The 2,540-nt window shown below is 36.2% G+C and carries 2 protein-coding genes; both read right to left on the reverse strand.

Annotation, left to right across the window (positions count from 1 at the left end; genetic code table 11):
* The coding region (locus tag D6734_13260; protein ID RMF91993.1) for a sigma-54-dependent Fis family transcriptional regulator at positions 1–1,345 on the reverse strand (1,345 nt) is incomplete at its 3' end.
* 25 nt (positions 1,346–1,370) lie between these two features.
* Positions 1,371–2,540, reverse strand: a 1,170-nt coding sequence (locus tag D6734_13265) for a PAS domain-containing protein (GenBank protein ID RMF91994.1), incomplete at its 5' end; no start/stop codon positions are given.

Raw genomic sequence — 2,540 nt, forward strand, 5'->3', positions numbered from 1 at the left:
GGTTATATTTTTTAAGCTTTCTATAAAATGTCTTGGTGCCTATTCCTGCTTGTATTCTCGCTTTTTCAACATTACCGTGATATCTTTCAAGAATCTCAATAAGATAACTCTTTTCATTTTCTTCAATCCATTCAGGAAGTGAATATGATACCACATTGACTCCTTTTGAAACAGGTGAAGATATCTCCGGAGGAAGGTCTAACTCTGTTACAGTGTCGCTCCTTTCCATTATAACAGCTCTTTCTATAATGTTTTCCAATTCTCTCACATTTCCGGGCCAAGAGTAATGCATCATTTTATCCAAAACATCTTGGGAAATTGCAGTAATCTCTTTTCCCATCTTCTCTGAATATTTTCTTAAAAAATGCAGCGCAAGCAGAGGCAAATCTTCCATTCTTTCCCGAAGAGGTGGCAAATTGATAGGCACTACATTTATCCTATAAAAAAGGTCTTCCCTAAATCTTCCTTCCCTTACCTCTTCCTGAAGATTTTTATTTGTAGCACATATAACTCTCACATCGACACCTATAGTTGTATTTCCACCCACTCTTTCAAACTCCATCTCCTGTAAAAACCTCAACAATTTAACCTGCATAGCAGGAGTTATATCGCCTATTTCATCGAGGAATACAGTGCCACCGTCTGCATACTCAAATTTTCCAATCTTCTGGCGCACAGCCCCTGTAAATGAGCCCTTTTCGTGACCAAATAATTCGCTTTCAAGAAGTGTTTCCGGCAATGCGCCGCAATTTATTGTTACAAAACGTTTCCCTTTTCTATAACTGTGATAATGTATTGCACGCGCAACAAGTTCTTTTCCAGTGCCGGTTTCTCCCTGAATAAGCACAGTCGAATCGGTAGGGGCAACAGTTGAAATAATGTTAAAGATATTTTTCATTTTATGATTTTGGCTTATGATGTTTCCAAATCGATTCTTTTCTTCTATCTGACTTTTCAAATAGATATTTTCTTCAAGTAAATTTAGCCGTTCAAAAACTCTTTCAACAACAAGGAGTATTTCCTCAATTTCGAAGGGTTTTCTCAAATAATCAACTGCACCCCGCTTCATAGCGCTTACAGCAGTCTCTATACTTCCATGTGCAGTCATTATAACGACAGAGGTATCTGAATATTTCTTTTTTATGATATCGAGAAGTTGCAATCCATCGATTCCCGGCATCTTTATATCAACTACCGCGAGTTTGAATGCTTTTGCGTCGAGTTTTTGAAGCGCTTCCTCTCCACTTCCTGCTACTGAAACCTCATATCCCTCCTTTTCCAACACTCTTTTCAAGTGCTGACATATAACTCTTTCATCATCAACTATTAGGATATTTCTATTCATCTTTAACTCCTTACAAAGTAAATCACTACTTAACACCAATTTCCTCTTCAAATACAATTGTAAATTCAGTGCCTTTTCCTTCTTCACTTTCTACAGATATAGTGCCGCCGTGAAGTTCGATAATTCTCTTAACAATAGCCATCCCCAGCCCCACTCCCTTGCTTTTTGTAGTAAAGAATGGGTCAAAAACTTGATTGATATTATCCTCTCTAATACCTACCCCTGAATCTTTTATTTTTATTATCACCCTCTTTATACCATTTCCAATCTGGCTATCTGATACAACCCAAATCTGTCCGCCATCGGGCATTGCTTCAAGAGCATTTTGGAAAAGGTTATAGAAAACCTGTTTGATTTTGAAAGCATCTATTTTTACATTGGAATTTCCTTTATTTAAAAAGTTTTTATGAAGGATTACTCTTTTTGCTGAAAATTCAGCAGAAAATTCATCGATAACTCCTTCAAGCACTTCGTTTATATCATAGTCGATTGTTTCAATCTTCAATGGACGGGAAAAATCAAGCAAGTCAGAAACAATATTATTTAGCTTTTTTACTCCTTCAATGACTCCTTCAAGAGTCTTAGCGCTTTCACTATCCTTGTCAATATCATACTTTATGAGACTTATCCCCATACTGATATTTTGGAGAGGATTTTTAATCTCATGAGCAACACCTGCAATCATTTGTCCCAATGCAGAAAGTCTTTTTGAAAGCTCCAATTCATCACTGATTCTCTTATTCTCTGTAAAATCTCTGACATATTTTATTACCTGATTAACATTTCCATTGGCATCCTTTATAGGGAAAGTTGATATCTGCCAGTAAGTCTTGTCTCCATTTTCTCCCTTAATCTCTCTTTGTATCTGAAAAGACTTTCCTGTTTCAAAAGTTTCACGTACAGGACATACATCACATATACTGTCGCTTTTACAAAAAAGCTTGTAGCAATGCTCACCTTCATAATTATCATTCTCCACTGACATCAATTCCTTCATCGCCTTATTCATAGTAATAAGATTATAATCTTTACCTATAATGCATATACCGTCTGTTATGCCGTCAAAGAGGGTTTCCAATCGGTTTTTTGTTTCAATTATATGCCTGCTCCATTTTGCTTCCTCTTCACTACGAACTCTTTTCGCATTGATAGTTACTATATAAATAGAGAATGAGATAATAAGGATTATAGATAC

The sequence above is a fragment of the Candidatus Schekmanbacteria bacterium genome (assembly GCA_003695725.1).
Taxonomy (GTDB): domain Bacteria; phylum Schekmanbacteria; class GWA2-38-11; order GWA2-38-11; family J061; genus J061.